The organism is Phyllobacterium myrsinacearum, from assembly GCF_014138285.1.
GTDB lineage: Bacteria > Pseudomonadota > Alphaproteobacteria > Rhizobiales > Rhizobiaceae > Phyllobacterium > Phyllobacterium myrsinacearum_A.
In genome coordinates this window covers 43,565-60,219 of the sequence record NZ_JACGXN010000010.1, presented here as the reverse complement: position 1 = coordinate 60,219, position 16,655 = coordinate 43,565, and the positions used below count along the sequence as shown (strand labels likewise).

The window sequence follows — 16,655 nt, the reverse complement described above, 5'->3', positions numbered from 1 at the left end:
CACCATATATCAACGATTTCTTATTCCGTTCGATCAACATCTCTCCGCTCTGGTTGAGCTGTCCCGGCCCTCAGAATTTTCCGATGACATTGAGGAAGACGCCCTGGTCATTGAGGGTGAGATCTCTCAGATCATCGGAGAACGAACCAAAGTTATACCCAACGCCGACTTTGAAGTTTTCGCCCACATGGCGGTAGAGCGCCACAAGCGCACCGAAGTCGGTGGTCTTGGCTTCGGGCATATGCATCACTCGCCCTTCAAGCAGACCATCCCAGTTCTTGACGATGTGCAGGTCGGTGCGAACGATACCGAGATGCGCAGAGGACGTTTGCCAGGAGTCGAACTTGTCGCGGTCGCCTTCGAGCAATCGCTGGCGCACTTCGCCATAGCGGAAGCCGTATTTGCCGCCGACGGAAAGCCAAGGGAACAGATCATAGGTAAAGTCCGCCGACAGGATATGGCTGCGCTGCGACGGTCCGTACTCGTCGCCCGTCACGGCACTGACCTGGTTCTCGCCCGGCGAGTCATAGAGCCAGGTATATTTGAACAGGGCGTTCAGACGGTCATTGTTAACCGGCCGGTAGGCATATCCGAAAGACGCTTCAACATAGTTGCCATCGCGAAACGAGGCATTGGAATCGGAATCAGACAGGACCGCATCGACATTGAACAGTACCCGCCAATTGTCATTCGTCTTCCAGTTCACACCCGTGGCGAACAGATATGTGTTCCTGTCGCGTGTGCCGTCCTCTGAATCTTCAAATCGCGCTTCACCGCGAATGCGGGCAGTTATCTTGTCGTTGTCCTTGTATCCGACGGAGAGCGACACGGCTTTCCGGTCGAAGTCGGAACGGTCGAGACCGGTATCCAGATCAACCGTGTTATCTTCGATTGTTCCCGCTTCAAAGCCGCCATCCAACGTCCACTGCTTGTCAGGTGTATAGACAACACCATAGGTCTTGGTCAGAGAATCCCTGCGGCCGAAGAGGTCGTAATTGTTCTCCGCATAGGCCGACCAGTACTCGTCGAACTTGCGCCGCGCGCCGATAACAATGGCGCCCTTGTCAACGCCGGAAAGATCATAGGACCGCTCAAGGTCATAGGCGCGGTCAGGATCCAGGCGATACCCGATGTAATAGCTGTCATCCGCTGTCGGATTGTAGACTATTCCCGCCAGTGCCCCGAGACCATTGGTGCCGTATGAGATCTCGCCCTCGAGATCGATCTTGTCAGTCAGCTTGTATTTCGATCCCACGCCGATCCGGTCGCCACGGTCGATGTCGCCCGAATGAGTCAGGGTTCCCTGGCCAAAGACGTAATAGGTGTGATCCGCATCCGGGGCATACTCAAGACGTGCGCCTGCATCGAGACGCGATCCGTTATAGCCTGATTTGCGCACCGACGAAGCACGCGGATTGGACAGGTCCGCGTAGGTGACACCGAAAGACACCTTCCAGTATTCATCGAGTTGCCGGCTGACGGCCGTACTGCCCTTGCGTTTGATTCGTCCTCCCAATTCCCGCCCGTCGAACTCGCTGCGGGCATTGGATTCCGTAAAGTCGTCATAGGCAAGGTTCAGCTTGGTATCCTTGGCGAGGTCCACATCCGCATGGACACCCCATATACGCTGATCCACGGATATCTGATCGGAAAGCGTGGAGAACCCGGCCTGCTTCTGCTCGTAATAGGCACCAACAGTACCCTTTACGCCGCTCTTGCTGATATCCTCCAGATCGACCTGCCCCTTCGCCCGCCACGCCATGGCGGCACGATCGCGGGTGCCGGTTGTATCGACATCGCTCAGGGTAAGCCCGCCGTCGGTCGACCGCGACGAGCCAAACCCCGGACCTTTCGAGTGAGATACTTCCGCCTCGAGGAACGTCTTTTCCGAATGGCGGATCTGGATGTCGGCACCATAGGCCTGCTGGTTGGCAAGCCCGGTGTTCTCATTCATGCCGGTCACACCGATACGGACCTTGTCATCGAACCATTTCTGGGCGCGCCCGCCATAGACATAGCCATCGAGATCACCGGCCACGGGAGTAAATTCGTACTGCGATATCAGATAGACCCTGTTGCCGCCAAGCGCGCCTTCGCGCACCGGCCCTGTCGTCCCCGTTGACGAGGAGAGCGGCCGCTTGAGGATGACCACACCCTGCAGATAGTCGAAGGAGTAGTCCTCGCCATAGCGCAGCGAACGGCGCTCAATGATCTGGTTCGTGGTGGAATCGCGCACCTCGACAGTCACCGTTTCGGAGCCGACGGTAATATCCTGCCGGCGCATGAAGTAGGCCGAGCCGCCGGTTCCCAGAAACTCGTCGCGCTGCGGCAGCGTGTCGGGCTGCGCCGCATACAGCGTCACTTCCGTTTTGCGCTCGCCAAAGGGCGTCGTGGCTTCCGAGCGATACACGCCGCTTGCGCCATACAGTGCTCGTTCGGAGCGCATGAACTCCGTGCCCTTGATGATGGCCTTGTAATTGCCCCACATCACATGGCTGTCACCCCGGTCAAGGCGCACGAAAAACTTGCCGTTGGTCGGCGCATCGTCGATCACGGTCGAGTCGTCACCATAAATCGGATAGAACTGGTTGGGATCAATCCGGCGCAGCAACTGCCGCGGATCCTTGGAATCAAGCCCGCGGAACATGTTTTCCAGTTTGTCCTCACCGGTATCGCCAGCTGCAGTCAAAAGGTATTTTCCCTGGATTTTGCCTTTCACGTAAAAAGCCAGCCTGCCCTTGGTATAGACATCGTCATATTCGCCCGAGCGAACTGTCTCGATGTTCTTGTCACCAAACCGCTTTCCGACGGTAAGGTCAGCGATGGCCACATAGAACCAGTCATTTTTCGGGATGTTGATCTGGCGCTTGAAGTCGAGCGCGCTTCCCTTCAATGAACCCAGAACCGCCACATCCACATCGTGATCGCCGGGCGGCAGGATACGCTGCATGACAAAGGCATGATCAGGGTCAATCGGGATCGTGTCGTTCAACGCCCGCACCTGATAGCCCTGCGGGACATTCCGGCCATAAACGGTGACTGCACCGCCATAGATCGGAATATTGCGCAAGGCGGTGTTGTCATCACCCATGCCGGGCGCGACGGCATCGGTTACCTTGCCCTGATTTTCCGGCGGAAGCTCTCTATCCGTGCGCGCGAGCGAGCGCGGCAAGGTCTCGTCATAGCGGCCCTTGTCGTCATAGACACGCAAGACATATTTGAAGCGCGTTTCATCGTTCTTGGTCAGCGGCATGACCCAGCCCGCCTCGCCATTGACAGCAACGGGGATAACAGAAACCGGCTTCTCGGTGATCTGATCCTTCGCTTCAAAAATCCGGATTTCCGAGCGCGTGATGAAAGCAGGATAATTGGATGTGGCGAGGAACCGCACCGGTTCGCCCACCCGGTAGGACCGCCTGACCGGGGTCGTCGATACATTCAGCAGCGGCTTTGTATCGAGACCGTCGAACTTCACCTGGATGTCGACAGCACTCAGACCCACGTCCGCCTTGCGTGCACGATCCGGCGTCTTTTCCGTAAGGGCCTGCGCTGGCTTTGCCGGCGCTGTTCCAGGCTTTTCGGGCTTCTTGCTTTCGACGACAGGTTCGCCGTCAACACTGATCGAGAACGGGATATTTCCGATTTCGCCCGGTTTTTCCTGTTCGACGTTCGGGGCTATGCGCGCGCCTTTGACAGCGGTACTGTCGTCCAGAACCTTGCCGCGCAAAGCGCTCGTGCAGGCCGCATCCAGACATTCCGGCTTTGGTGTCTGTTCCTGTGCATGGGCGGGATTGCCCGCAAAGCCTGCGCCAATGACGGCACAACCGGCAAGCAGCATAAGGCAGTACGATTTTGACGATACGCGAGAGACGTCGTGAAGGGATGAGTTGGCGCGGGTCCTGATCATTTGCCTGCCTCCACGCGTGTCTCAATATTCAGTTCGTAGTCACCTCCAGCTGATTTCCAGCGTTTTGCGATTTCCTCCTGAATGGCATCCATCCGGTCTTTGGCGATCTGTGTATCGGAGTTGGCGACATAGCTGATGCGCAAGGTCGATGGCTTTTCCTTCAGCACCACGATCAGCTGGTCGATGCCCTTGTCCCATTGTTCCTTCAGGATGGTGTTACCGGACTGGAAAGCCTCATCCTTCAGATCAAGCCGCACCACGCGGCCGAGCGATGCACCGAAGTTCAGCGACGACATCTTGCCGGCCGTCAACCGGATGACCCGCGGGTTTTCCGTCGTCAGACGGTAGCCGGTCGGCAGGGTGCGCGGATCAAGCTTCATGATGAAGTTGGAACCGATGCGGCTGTCGGGCAGATCCGCGCAAGCCACATGGAAGCGCCCGAACTTGTCGGTCGTGATCAGCAGGCCGCGAACCGTTGCAACCCGCACACCCGGTAATCCGGGCTCGCCCTCGTCCTGATAGCCGTTGCTGTTCAGATCGTCGAAGACCTTGCCAACGATATCACCGCAATCGAAGACCGGCTCGACCACGATCTCGACCGCCGCACTTGCCTCGGGCGCAAGCGTGTTGCCGCCCGGGCCGGTTACCCGCGCCCGGTTGACGTGCTTGCCGGGACCCGCCGTGCTCAGCGCCAGCATCTGCAGGCGAATGACAACCTCGGCCTTCGGTCCGAGCGCAATGTTTTCGAACAGAACATTCAGGCCATTGATGACAGGCGTCACCGCAACGCCATTGATCGACGCCGAGCCGTCCACGTAACGGAAGCCAGAAGGCATGCGGTCGATCACATTGACACCGCCCACATTGCTGTTGGTCTTGTTCGTTACCTTGATGGTGAACGGGGCTTTTTCGCCGCGACGGATCTGCCGCAGCCCCGCCTGTTTGGTGATCGTCACATCGGACGGTTGCGCAGCCGGCAGATCAAGAACCGCCTTGGCCTCGGCCGCATCCACGGCCGTCCCACCCGTTGCGCCGCCCTTGTAGTAGCCGCGTGCAGTCGCCTTGTTGAGAACGCCGTCCTTCACACCTGCGGCATCATCCACATCGGACTGGGCCAGTTTATATGTCGCGGTAAACGTATGGTTCTGACCGGGTGCGACAGCTGCGGGTCCCGATGAGAACGCACTGAGCTTGTTGGCTGCCGGACGTCCGTTGAACGTCGGTCCCGCATCAAGCGGTGCAATATCATTGACGACGACGTTGCCGCTGTTCTTCACCACAAAGGTATAGGTGATCGTATCCTCTGCGTCGACAAAGCCGTTGCCGTTCACATCGTTGATCTTGCCAGCCTTGGTGACCTCAATCTTCGGATTCTGCTGGATCGGTGACACCGTCGAACTTGGAGCGCTTGTCACCGCCGTCCCGCCACTCGACGGGGTGCCCGAAGCCGTAGCCGAATTGGCCACCTGCCCTGAATCAAGGTCAGCCTGCGTCAATGCATATCGCGCCGTGATCGTCGTGCTGTCCGTCTGGCCGGGGGTAAGCAGTGCGATTGGCCCGCCTGTGAGCACCACGTTTGGAAGCGTGTCAGCCACTGTGACATTCGTCAGATCCACGTTGCCTGTATTGGTAATCGTGAACGTGTAGTCGATTGTCGAGCCGACAGTGTTGCCCGATGGCGTACCGGCCGTCTTGACGACAGTGAGGGCTGCATTCGGCGTGACCGGCGTCGTTACCTGGCTCGGCGGACTGGTGAACGGATTTCCACCCGTGGCCGGACTGCCGGTGACCGTCGCGGTATTGACAACCTTTCCGGTGTTGAGATCGGCTTGGGTCAGTGTGTACTGTGCCTTGAAGGTCGTCGTGTCCTGTAGACCTGGTGCCAGATCGATCGGTCCACCTGTCAGGACGATGTTCGGAAGACTGTCGTCAAGCGTGATACCCTTTACCGTGACGTTGCCGGTGTTCTTGACAACGAATGTATAGTCGATCGTCGAGCCAACCGTATTGCCCGACGGGGTTCCAGCTTTTTTCTCAACGCTCAGACCAGCAGTCAGAGCGGCCTTGACTGTTGCCGTGGCAACCGGTGATGTCGTGGTACCGTCTGTTGCAGTCGCCTTGTTCGTCACCGTGCCTGCATCAAGATCGGCCTGTATGACCGTATAGGTGCCTGCGCAGGTCAGTGTTGCCTTCGGAACGAGGCCACCGGTTGGCAGTGCTGGGCACGACACCGCCGCGATCTTGTCGTCAGTAACCGAGATGGCCTGAGTAATCGTGACATTGCCGGTGTTGGTCACAACATACTGATACGTGACCTTCCCGCCCACTGCGGTGTAAGGATCACCAGACGTTGCCTGCTTGACCATGGTGAGCGCCGGCGTTGCCGCAATCAGCGCTATTGCCGTGCTTGATGCAGACACAGCTGCGCCCATAGGTGGAGTACCAGTGACAGTGGCGGTGTTCTCAATCTTGCGGGCATCGATATCGGCCTGCGTGAATTTGTACGCGGCCGTAAACGTTGTGGTGTCTTCCTGAGTTGGTAGGAGCTCCTTGATGGGCCCGCCCTTCACTTCGGCACCGAGCAGCGGATCAGCCAGAGTAATGTTCTTCAGCGTGACATTGCCTTCATTCTTGACCGTGAATGTAAAGGTAAGGCTGTCCCCAGCCTTGTTGCCGCTGGGAACGCCGGCAATCTTCTTCAACGATATTTTTGCGTCCGCTGTGATGTTCGTGGTTACCTGCCCGTTGGCGGTTACCGGTTTGTTGTCCGGGGTAAGACCATTTGCGATGATCTTGTTTGTAACCGAGCCGTGATCAATATCTGCCTGTGTCAGCGTATAAACAGCTGAGAAGGTGGTCGTATTAACAGCCGCCGGATTAAGCGTTGCAAGTGGCCCGCCGGACAGGACAACGCCCGCCATCTGATCGGAAAGCGTGATGTCCTTCAGGGTTACGTTGCCGGTGTTTGTGATCTTGAATGTGTAGCCAATCGTTGATCCGACCGTATTGCCCGACGGCGTGCCGGCAATTTTTTCCACCGTCATGGCCGGAGCAGACGTTATCGGCGTTGAAACTGCGCTTTCAGCCGTCACTGCAGCACTGTTGTCCGGCTTGCCCGATGCGGTCACCTCGTTGTCGACCTTGCCGTCATCAATATCCGTTTGGTCCTTCAGCGTGTAGCGGGCCTTGAATGTCGTTGTATCTTCCTTGCCCGGATCAAGATCGATAGGACCACCAGTCAGCACGACGCCAGCCAGCGTATCATTCAGTGTGATGCCCCTGAGGGTCACGTTGCCGGTGTTTTTGACTGCAAATGTGTAATCGATAGTCGATCCCACAATATGCCCGGACGGAGGGCCAGCTGTCTTGACCACGCTGATTGCAGCCGCAGATGGAATGGGAGTTACAACGCTGCTGCCGTTGCTTACATCGGGTCCAGAAGGCGGTGTCCCCTTCACAGTGGCACTATTGTTAACCGTGCCGGCATTCACGTCGGGCTGCATCAGTGTATAGGTGCCGGTACAGGTCGTCGTTGCATTCGGCGCCAGTTCGGTAGCCACGCAAACCGGTGGTGAGAGCAGCTTCGTGTCGGTCACGGCAATACTCTTCAAGGTCACATTGCCGGTGTTCTTCACCGTGAATGTGTACGCGATTGTCGAGCCTTCTGTATTGCCAGTCGGCGGCCCGGCAGTTTTGACCAAAGAGATGCCGCCCGCCGGTGTGATGGATGACGTGACAGTGGCATCACCCTTGACCACGGAGCCGTTTGGCGCAGCACCGGAACCCGTCACCGTATTGGTGACGTAACCCCCGTCCACGTCTTCCTGCTTGAGCGTATATTTGGCGGTAAATGTGGATGTATCCACAATCCCTGGCTCAAAGGTGGCAATCGGTCCGCCGGAAAGAACCACGCCGGCGAGCTGATCGGAAAGTGCGACGTTCGTGAGCGTAACATTGCCGGTATTTTCGATCCGGAATGTATAGTTGATTGTCGAACCGACGGTGTTACCAGACGGCGCGCTGGCAAACTTCTCGACCTTCAGCGCCGGTGCGGCTGTAATGTGAACAGTCGCCTCGTCATCGGCAGTTATCGCAGAACCTGTCGGCGGCGTGCCCGTTGCAGTGGCTTCGTTCACAACCGTCCCGGCATTCACATCGGCCTGTGTCAGTGTATACGTGCCGGTGCAGGTGGTGCTTATACCCGGTTCAAGTGATGTTGCGGCACAGATTGGCGCAACGGTCAGCTTGCTGTCGCTGACAGCAATGTCGGTCAGCGTCACATTGCCGATATTGCGAACTGTAAATGTGTAGGGAACAGTCGAATCCTTTACACTTCCTGTGGGCGTTCCAGCGGACTTGTCAAGCGATATACCGGGGGCAGATTTAATCGGAGTTGAGGTATCTGAATCGGTACTGGTAACAGTAGGCCCACCCCGCGACGGTGTACCTGTAGCGTTCGCCGTGTTGTTGATAACGCCTGCATTCACGTCCGCCTGTGTGATGGGATAGTTGCCGGTGCATTGAGCCACGTCCTTCGGATCAAGCGTGGTCTTGTCGCAGGTGATCGATGCGATCTTGGCGTCATGCACGACAATACCGGTTACCTGCACATTCCCGGTATTGGTGACGGTGAATGTGTACGGAAGGATCGAACCTTGCGACTGGCCTGAAAGCGTTCCGGCAGATTTTACAATGGTCAATGCCGCGTTTGCAGGAACCGAAACATTTGCCGTAGAATTACTACCGATAACTTCTTTGCCCGATGGGGTGGTTCCGGTGGAATGAGCCGTATTGGTGATGGCGCCGCTTTCGGCATCATCTTGCGTCAAAGTATAATCTGCTGTGAAGAAACGGACCTCGCCCGGTTGCATCGTATAGGGGCCGCCGCTGATGATCGGTTGGATCTTGGGATCGACGATCTTGACGAGCGTCAAAGGAATATTCCCGGTATTGGTCACTTTGAATGTGTAACGGACAATCGAGCCAGCCGTATTGCCAGTCGGTGTCGCGGCGGTCTTCTCAGTAACCAGTGCGCCCTCTTCCAGAATTGTTTTTTCAACTGTTGACGGCGGGCTGACAACGCTATTTCCCCCTGCGGTCTCGCCGGCGGCGGTCGCGGTGTTTGTTACCTTGCCTGCATTGACATCGGCTTGGGTCAATGTGTGCGAGCCCGTGCACGTTGTTTCAGCACCGGGAGCCAATGACGTTACAGGACATGTCGCAGTCGCATCCAGCTTTCCGTCGCTGACGGAAATGTTGGTCAGCGGCACGTTGCCGTTGTTGGTTACGACAAAGGTATAGTCGATCTTTGAACCGGCCCTGTTCTGGGCAGGCGTACCGGCGACGACGTCCTTAACGATGGCCACAGAGGGCTTTTGTTCAAGCGGCGTATCCGTGGAACTCCGTAAACTCGGCACTGTCGCGCTGTTGGTGTCCGTTCCGGACGCTGTCGCACTGTTGGTGACATGCCCGGCATTGATGTCGGCCTGTGTGATCGTATAAATACCGGTGACTGTCTTGGTCTCGTCAACAGCAAGCGTGGCAATCGGATTCCCGGTCAAAACAACGCCTGGAAGGGATTCGGTTACCGTGACATTGGTCAATGGCAGGTTGCCAGTGTTCGTCAGTGTGAATGTATAAGGGATCGTCGCACCGGCATTGGTGCCGGATGGGGCCCCATGGGTTTTGATCAGGCTGAGCGCTGGCGCCTGCGTAATACGGACGACAACACTGTCGCTGTCATTGACCGTAGCACCCCCTGCAGTCTGGCCGCTTGTTTGAGCGGTATTCACCACCTCACCTCTGTTAACGTCAGCCTGCGTAAGGACGTAGGTGGCGGTGAAGACTTGTGTAGCATTGGGGGCAAGCGATACCGACCCGCCGGGAACGGCAACCAGAGGGTCCGTAACATTGACATTGGTCAACGGCAGATTTCCTGTGTTCTGCACTGTGAAAGTGTACAAGATTGTCGAACCAGCTGTGTTGCCGGACGGCACGCCCGCAGTTTTGACCAGGGTGATGGCTGGCGCGGCTGCAATCGGTGTTGTCGTGCTGGATGGATTGCTTGTGACCGGCGACGTGCCCCGCGATGGTATCCCGCTGGCTGTCGCAGTATTGATGACAACACCCGCATTCACCTCGGTCTGGTCGATCGTGTAGGTACCCGTACAGGTGGTTACGGCCTCCGGTACGAGCGAGGTCGCGTTACAGACAACATTCGTCAGCTTCGAATCGTTGATGGTAATGTTCGTGATGAGGACGTTGCCTGTATTGGTTACGGTGAAACTATAGGCAATCGTCGACAGGGCCGTGTTGCCCGATGGCGCTGCTGCGCGCTTCACGAGAGACAGGGCTGGCGCCGCAGTGATGGGAGTCGATGTTGTTGATGGAGTGCTGCTGAGTTCGGCACCGCCTCCTTGTGGCGTGCCTTTTGCCGTGGCGCTGTTATTGACGACACCAGCCTCAATATCCGCTTGAACGAGGGTGTAGGTGGCCGTGAATGTTGTCGTATCGACGGCACCAGGCACGAAGGTGGGAATGGGACCACCCGCCAGAACAACATTCGGCAGAAGATCCGTAACCCTGACATTCGTCAGTGTCACATTGCCTGTGTTCTCGACCCTGAAGGAATAGGTGATCGTATCACCGACCTGATTACCCGTTGCAGGGCTGGCAGTCTTGAGAATGGTCAGATCAGGTGTACGCGTGATCGGAGTGGCGGTGGTATCAGGCGGGCTGGTAACGCCGGTTCCGGTCGGCGACGTCCCCGTCGCAGTGGCACTGTTGTTGACCGTGCCCGCATTGACCTCATCCTGTGTGACGGTATGGACACCCGTACAAGTGGTATCCGCACCGGGTGCCAGTGTTGTGACAGGACAAGTGGCTCCCGGCGCATTCAACTTAGGGTCGGTTATACCAAGTCCGGTCAGGGTTACATTGCCTGTGTTGACGACCTTGAATGTATAGCTGATCGTCGCTCCCGCATTGCTGCCTGTCGGCGTACCTGCAACCTTGTCGACCGTCAGTGCTGGTGTACGGGTGAGTGGCGTCTCGGCGGTGGATGGTCCACCTGTGATTACAGGCCCCGAGGGCGGCGTTCCGTTGACGGTCGCAGAGTTCGTTACCTTGCCGGCATTCACCTCGGCCTGCGTAATCGTGTGGGTGCCGGTACAGGTCGTATCCGCACCGGGTGCAAGCTCCGTAACGGTGCATGTCGCGCCAGGGGAATCGAGGTTCACATCGGAGATGGCAATGGTCCTTAGCGTGATATTGCCGGTATTCGTTACCGTAAATGTGTAAGGCACAGTCGCGCCGGCGGCGTTACCGGTCGGGGTACCTGCAGACTTCACAATCGCAATGGATTTTGATTGCGTAATCGGTGTTGACGTTGTCGAAGGTGTGCTGGTGACCGGTCCCGTCGGTGACGTGCCGGTTGACGTTGCCGAATTGTCGACCTTGCCGGCATTGATGTCCACCTGGGTGATCGTATAGGTACCGGTGCAGGTCGTGTTTGCACCGGGTGCCAGTATGGTCACCGCACAGACCGGTGCCGTCGTCAGCTTTGAATCATTGACCCCGATAGTCGTGAGCGTCACGTTGCCCGTATTCTCAACCCGGAACGAATAGGTGATGGTTGAACCCGGAGTGTTGCCGGTTGGTGCACCGGCAGACTTGGCAATGGCAATCGATGACGTACGGGTCAAAGGGGTGGACGTGCCGTCAGGACCACTGATCGCCTTTGGTCCCGTTGGCGGCGTGCCGTTAGCGGTTGCCGTATTGTCAGCCGTTCCTGCATCAACTTCAGCTTGCGTAATCGTATGCGTGCCTGTGCAGGTCGTACTGTCGCCCGGCTGAAGCGTTGTTACCGGGCATGTCGCGGGGCTGCTCAGCTTTGCGTCATTGATGCCTACGGATGTGAGGGTTACGTTGCCTGTATTCTTGACAACAAATGTATAGGCAATCGTTCCACCGGCAGCGTTGCTGGTCGGAGTGCCGGCTGACTTGTCGACGGTCAGAGCCGGCGTACCGGCGAGAGGGGTTGTGGTTGTGCTGGGCGGACTTGTTATGGCGCCACCGGTCGGCGGCGCGCCGCTTGCAGTTGCGCTGTTGTCTGAAGTTCCGGCATTGACCTCGGCCTGCGTGATCGTGTGCGTCCCGGTACAAGTTGTGCTTGTGTTGGGAACAAGTGTCGTTGCCACACACGTCGCCGCTGCATTCAGCTGTGCGTCGTTGATCACCACCGCGGTGAGCGTGACGTTGCCGGTGTTCCTCACGGTGAACGTATAAGGGATTGTCGAACCAGCTGAAGCGCCCGTCGGGGCGCCTGCAACTTTGGCAACGGTCAGCGAGGCCGACCGTGTCAACGGCGTATTCACCGTCGAAGTGATGCTGTTGACAGGATTGCCATCAGGACCAGTCGTGGTGGCACTTGCGGTATTGCTGGACGTTCCCGCGTCTATCTCGGCCTGGGTGATGGAATGCGTGCCCGTACAGGTGGTGACCGCATTGGGCGCCAGTGTCGTCTGCGCACAGGTCGCCCCCGGCGCATCAAGCTTGGCATCATTAATGACCAGATTTGTCAGCGTCACATTGCCGGTATTCTGTACCCGGAACGAATAAGCCACGGTTGAACCCGCAGCATTGCCCGTAGGGGAACCTGCTGTCTTTACAATCGTGACCGATCCGGCGCGGGTAAGCGGCGTCGACGTCGTGCTGGGGCCGGCAGTTACGGGGTTGCCGGTCGGCGGTGTACCACGCACCGTTGCGCTGTTGTCAACCTTGGCAGCATCCACTTCGGTCTGCGTGATCGTATGCGTGCCGGTACAGATCGTGCTGACATTCGGTGCCAGTTCTGTAACCGGACAGGTCGGACCGGGAGCCGGAATTTTGGGGTCGGTGACGACAATGGATTTCAGCGCCACATTGCCCGTGTTCGTGACAGTAAATGTATAGGCTATTGTCGACCCCGCCGTGTTTCCGCTTGGCGCACCTGCAGCCTTCAGCACGGTCAGCGCACCGGTAGCGGCGATTGACGTGGTTGTCGTGCTGGGCGGTGTAGTGATCGGCGTTGCGCCGCCGGGAGGTGTGCCTGTTGCCGTTGCGCTGTTGTTGACGGTACCAGCATCTATTTCCGCTTGGGTGATCGTGTGAATACCCGTGCAGACTGCCGTAGCACCCGGAGCCAGCGGCGCAGATGGGCAAGTGGCGGCGGCATTCAGCTTGGGATCGGTAATGGAAAGTGGGGAGAGCGGCACATCACCGGTATTGGTGATGGTGAAGGAGTACTGGATAGTCGAACCAGCCGTTGTTCCCGTAGGCGTCCCCGCACTTTTCACCATCGTCATCGATGGGCGCTTGGGCGTATTCGTGAAGGTACAGGTGATGTCATCACCAGCCGTTGGGGTAACGGAGAAGCTTGTTCCTGCGCCAGAAGGCAAGACGGTCGTACCGCCAACCCTCGCATTCGTACAGGCTATTGTTCCGCCGTACAGGGCAATCGGGCTGGAGCTGCCGCTGGCCATGGCTTCTGACAGTGTATAGGCGCTGCCGGCAGCTATATTGGAAAGCTGTGCCTGACCATTCGCGGCTGCCCCGGCACCGGTTGTGTTAGCTGTAACCGGCCCATTGGAACCTGCAATCGTCAGAGCGAACTGATCGGCTGCCGCGACACGAGTGGCAGTCAATGCTTTCGTGACGGTTAGACGGGCATCATCATCAAGAATAGTGTAAGTGGCCGAACCGTTTGCAGCCGCACCGCAGGTCTGCGTACCGGCGATGGTATACGAGCCTGGATTGGCCGTCATTGTAAACTGAATGGTCTTGTTTGGCTCAATCTGCGTGTCATTAACGACGGAAACGCCAGTTGCAATGCCTTGCGCGCCATTGTAGTCACCGGCCGGAACTGTAACGCTGAATGTATTGGTCCCAGAAGGTGTCGTATAGTCTGTGCCAAGCGTTGCCGTACCGGCAACTGTGACCTGAACGGTGATCGCGGAGGTAAGGGTACCCGCAACGCGAATGGTCGGCAGATTCGCTGTGGCTATACTTTCTGCCCCGGAACCATTTCCAGGCTGAAATTCAATGTAAGGTGTCAGCGTAATCTGGATATTATCGAGAAAATTACCAAAACTACCAGCATTCAGGGACTCAAAACCCAGGGTCTGCACACCAGACCCTCCGTTGTAGGTATAGGTTCCACTTCGGTTGAACCATCCGGCCGCATTGGCAGCTGACGTTGTAATGTTTGTTCGCGTACCCGTTGCGGTTGGCGCGATGTTGAAGGATAGACTTTCGGTGCCGCTCGCTGCGCGCCTGCGATGGGAAAAACGCCAGCTAAACTGCTCTCCGTTGACGAGACAAACGTTTTGGTAGAGCCGTGACGATTCGTTGGCATTTAGTTCAGCAAACTGCGAACCCTCTGCTGAAGGCACCCCCTGAAATCCACTCCGCCACATTTCAATTAGCGGGCCGGTGGTTGGATTGGCAACGATGGAGCAGTCTCCACCGGTCGCAGCGTTAGGATGTGTTGTCTTCCAGCCCGGAACCTGATCCTGAGCGAGCAATTTGTAGCAACCGGTTGTACCAAGAGCCGGGCTTTCAAAACCCTGATTGATGAAGCTGCGCTGAACCTGCGCAAATGCACTCTCTGACAGTCCTACGCTAAAGAGCGCCAGTATCAGGGCAAAGAGAAGGGAGAGACGCGAATTAAATTTCAGGCAGATGTTTGCGCCGCTGTATCTCAATTAAACCCACCCTGCTCAATTTAAAGTTGATCATACAAGATGTTCAACCATAGGTAGTTTACTTGGATGCAGCTTTGCAACGCTGAAAAGCGAAGCAAAATACAAAACCTGAAAACCCCCAGCCCCACACTGTGCAAATCAACGGATTGCAACTTTCGTATTAGTGCACCCAAGAAGTTGGGGTCAAGCAGTTATTGATATAAAGCGGCGTTTACCAACGTGCTTTTTTACATAGAAAATTTGAATGTATACATTTCTGCCACACCCTGATTATTTGACTGAAATATCAGAATAAAAATACCCTGCTTTTCCCCTTCGTTTTTGAACAAGTGTTTCTTTTATGATGCAAATATAGTGGCATTTTACGCTCAAGAAAACGACCGGCATTGTCACGTCAGTCGAACCTGCGCCATACGCCATCTGCCGTAGTTCGATAGACTGAGCGGCAAGTTCTCGGGATTTTTGCCTTGGAGCGTGGAATTAATGATATCGATAAAGAATCGAGTTTTTCAGGCGGGCAGAGTTCATTCTATCATCAGCCCATCCTGCCTTAGCGCGACCGATGGCGTGTCGTGCAGAACTTCCCTGGCCATCCGATGCGAAACACGGCGGAGCGGCTTAACCAGAATAGGGCAACCGTTCCGCGTCTGGGCTTTCATTTTCCCACTTCCGCCATCAAAGCTTCTCGTTCTGGAGCCAAGTACGGATGGCCAGGATGTGCTCTGCCTTGCGTTCCAGCGGCAGCCAATGTCCGGCGGGCACACTCACCACGGTTAGGTCTGCGCAGGCCGCGCGCATCGGTTCGCCTTGGCGATTTCCGGCCACGCTGCAGATCTGATCAAAGTCGCCGTTGACGTACAGCACCGGCTGCGACAGGCGGCCGCCATTGGGCGCCATGCGAGCGTAGGCGATGTTGGCGTCATCGTTCAGGTACCACGCGCACGCGGGGCGGAAACCACGAGCTTTGAACCCCTCTACCATCACGTCGAAATCCGCCGGCGGCCAGAGAGCCGGATCAGGTTGGGTCGGCGGGGCGCGATGCGCGGCGCCGTAGCGCCCTCCGTTGCGCGTGATCATCGCTGACGGCGAAATCTTGCCGATTGCGTTGGGGCTGGCAGGTCGATAGACCGACGCCAGCGTTGCTTCCAGGTCTGCGTCGAGGTCGGCGACCGCCGCCTCGAAGTGCGTTTTGTAGTAACGGTAGTAGTCCCATTGACCGTCGGGATATTGGTCAGCCGGGTAAAGCGTTCGATCGACCAGCGGGATGAGCGTGGGCAGGGCGAACGCGCCAGGAAAATACGCCAGCGAGGTGAGGACGACGCCACGGCTGCGCTTGGGCTCATGCGCGGCCAACGCACCGGCGACAGGACTACCCCAGTCGTGGCCAACCCAGATCGCAGGCTTGCCGCCAAGGTGGTCGTGGAGCTCCGCCATATCTGTCACCACTTCCTCGACGGTGTAGGCGTCGTTGGCAACAGGAGCGGAAGAACCGCCGTAGCCGCGCAGATCAGGAGCCACGCAGTGCCAACCGTCGGCCGCGAACGCGTCAATCTGGGCGTGCCATATCAAACCGTTGCCCGGCCAGCCGTGGAGAAAGATCATCAGCGGTCCGTCGGCCGGTCCGCATTCGATGTAGCGCGTTGTATGACGAGGCGTGCTGAGAGTGCGCGAAACCAGCATGGAGGCGGGCTTTCCCGCTGCTGCGCCCGACAGGGCGGCGGCGCCAATCCCGAGGAGGATGGAACGTCGATTTAACGTCAGTCCGGCGGCCGTACGGATCAGTGAGAGCTGGCCTGTCATATCGTGTCCTCCATTTGCTGATTGCTGAACATAAACTTGCTTACTGATGGTTTTGCCTGTTTTGCTAATGGGGAGGCTCAAGCACGCCCCGTTTTTTGCCATCAATGAAACGATGTTGAACCGCCGCACTTCATAATGTAGGTCGATCATTTTCTTGCGATTAGCCCGATAATCGCGCATGTTGTCTGAAGTAAAACTTCAAAGTG

The 16,655-nt window shown here is 57.2% G+C and carries 3 protein-coding genes; all 3 read right to left on the bottom strand.

Going from position 1 to position 16,655, the window contains the following annotated elements; all coding sequences use genetic code 11:
* Positions 1-70 precede the first annotated feature (70 nt).
* On the bottom strand, positions 71-3,907 hold the full coding sequence (locus FHW16_RS22565; protein ID WP_246711909.1) for a TonB-dependent receptor: 3,837 nt from the start codon (positions 3,905-3,907) through the stop codon (positions 71-73).
* Positions 3,904-14,649 carry a DUF7507 domain-containing protein gene (locus FHW16_RS22560; protein WP_182551538.1) on the bottom strand — a complete coding sequence of 3,582 codons (10,746 nt, stop codon included), beginning with the start codon at positions 14,647-14,649 and terminating at the stop codon, positions 3,904-3,906. The genes FHW16_RS22565 and FHW16_RS22560 overlap by 4 nt, the downstream gene beginning before the upstream one ends.
* A gap of 675 nt (positions 14,650-15,324) precedes the next feature.
* Positions 15,325-16,629: an alpha/beta fold hydrolase gene (locus tag FHW16_RS22555; protein WP_246711908.1), complete on the bottom strand. Its 1,305-nt coding sequence runs from the start codon at positions 16,627-16,629 to the stop codon at positions 15,325-15,327.
* Positions 16,630-16,655 lie beyond the last annotated feature (26 nt).